Origin of the sequence: Streptomyces pacificus, from assembly GCF_011766325.1 — a bacterium.
Lineage (GTDB): Bacteria > Actinomycetota > Actinomycetes > Streptomycetales > Streptomycetaceae > Streptomyces > Streptomyces pacificus.
The window spans coordinates 1-2,180 of sequence record NZ_BLLG01000049.1 but is presented as its reverse complement, the minus strand read 5'-3'; the positions used below and the strand labels follow the sequence as shown (position 1 = coordinate 2,180).

1 protein-coding gene is annotated in these 2,180 nt (G+C 69.4%); it reads right to left on the bottom strand.

Annotated elements, in window-relative coordinates; genetic code table 11:
• Positions 1 to 12: 12 nt before the first annotated feature.
• Positions 13 to 2,180 (bottom strand): recombinase family protein (locus SCWH03_RS28160; RefSeq protein ID WP_308788893.1); only part of this gene is annotated, 2,168 nt, incomplete at its 5' end.

Genomic DNA, 2,180 nt, shown 5'->3' with positions numbered 1-2,180 from the left:
AAACCGTTGTCATCACACTGCGCTCCTTTGCGATTGTGCGGATAGAGCTGCCTCGCGGGCCGCGATGCGGTCGCTGATTTTGATGCCCTGGGCGGCCTCGGGAGCGGGGTGGTCGGGGCCGGGCGGGTGGAAGAGGTAGCAGTTCTTGTCGTTGTAGGGCACGCCCTCGATGAGCCCGGTCCGGCGCCAGATCTTCACGGTGGTCTCGCTGACGCCGATCGCGTCGGCGTACTCGGCGAACGTCAGCAGCCCTCGGCCGCGCAGGCGGTCGTAGCGGTGGACGAGGCCGTAGCTGTCGCGGATGTCGCGGACGAGCAGTTCGGTGAAGGGCTGGCCCTTGCCGCTGGTCAGTCCGCGTTCGTTGAGGATCGTCGCGGCTTGCCGGTGGGTGTGGTGATCGAGCAACTCGTCGATGAGGGCGACGGTGTCGGGGTGGGTCTGCCAGGCTTTGCCGCCGGCCAGCGGGATCGGGATGGTCAGCGTGTGGTGCTGGCCGCCGTTCAGCCGCACCTGCGCGGTGATCTGGGTGGTGCGGGTCAAGGTGACGTCGGTGATGAGGAGGCGGGCGATGCGTTTGCGTTCCCGCATCGGGGTGGCCGGGTCGGACCACAGCGAGTGGACGTCGGCGGCGAGGGTGGTCAGCCGGTCCCGGACGGCCCTGTCCACCGGGGCGGCTTCGGCCTTGGCCCGTTCGTATGTCTCCTTCGCCGCGGCGATCTCGCGCAGGGCGTGGTTCCAGTCGGCTTCCAGGGCGTCGGCGACGAGCCGGTTGTCGGGGTCGACAGCGAGATAGCGGCGCCGGGCCAGGTCCGCGCGGTGCTGGGCGCGCTGGACATGGGTGGCCCGCAGCCGGTCGGCCTCGGCGGCCTGGGCGGTGATCTGGTCGCTGACCTTTAGTGCGGCGTCGATCGCGAGCGGGGTGAGGGTGGCGAGGACCAGGCGGGTGACGGCCTGGTCGATGCTCTTGCCGGGCAGGCGTTCGCAGACCCGGGTGCCGTCCTGGATCGCGGCGGTCATGCACCGGTAGTCGGGGAAGATCTCGTTTCTGTACTGGCGGTAGCCGACCGTCATACGGCGCCCGCACTTTCCGCAGATCACCATGCCCTGCAGCAGGGCCGGGCCCTCGCGCGGCGGTCCGGCCTTGCGGTCGGTGCCCTGGCTGGCGGCGTTGCCGGCCAGCGTGAGGCCGTTGGCCTCCCACTGCTCGAGCGTCACATAGCCTTCGTGGTGATCAGGGATCAGGGCTGTCCACTGCTCGCGCGGCACCTCGGCCCAGGCGGCCTTGCCCTGGGGGGTGGTCATTCCGCGTCGGCGTCCGTAGACGAACGCCCCGGCGAAGCAGGGGTTGTGCAGCAGCGAGAGCACCCGCCAGTGCTTCAGCGGCCCCCAGACCACCTCGCCCTTGTGTTCGCCGGTGCGGATCCGGGCGGGGAAGGTCAGCTTGTCGGCGGCGAAGGCGATGACGACCTGGCGGGCCGAGCCGGTCGTCTCGAAGAGGTCGAAGACCCGCTGGACGGCCGCCCGCACCGCGCTGTCGGGGTCCTTGACCACACGGTCGGCGGCGTCATAGACATAGCCGACCGGCAGCGCCTGCTTCAGCTCCCCTCGCCGGGCCTTGGACAGCTGTCCGCCTCGCAACCTGGCCTTGAGCACGTGGAGTTCGGCCTCGGACATAGTGCCCTTCAGGCCGAGGACGAGGCGGTCGTTGAAGGAGCGGGGATCGTAGAGACCATCCTCGTCCAGGATCAGGGTGCCGGACAGGCCGCAGATCTCCAGCAACCGATGCCAGTCGGTATTGTTCCGCGCCAGGCGCGAGACCTCCAGACCGAGCACGATGCCCGCCCGCCCCAGCGAGACCTCCGAGACCAGACGCTGAAAGCCGTCCCGGCCCACCGCCGAGGCCCCCGACTGCCCCTGATCCGAATCGATCACGGTGATCTGGGACTCGTCCCAGCCCAGCGCGACGGCACGGCCGCGAAGCGCGTACTGCCGGGCGGTCGACTCGGTGTTGTTCACGACCTGCTTCAGCGAGGACTGCCGCACATACAGATAGGCACCCCGGCGAAGATGATCAGCCGTGACCTTGCCTGCCCCGGACGGCTCTGCACTCATGACGCACTCCCTGACGGACCCGATACTCCCGGTGACGGTGACGGTGACGGTGACGGTGACGGTGACGG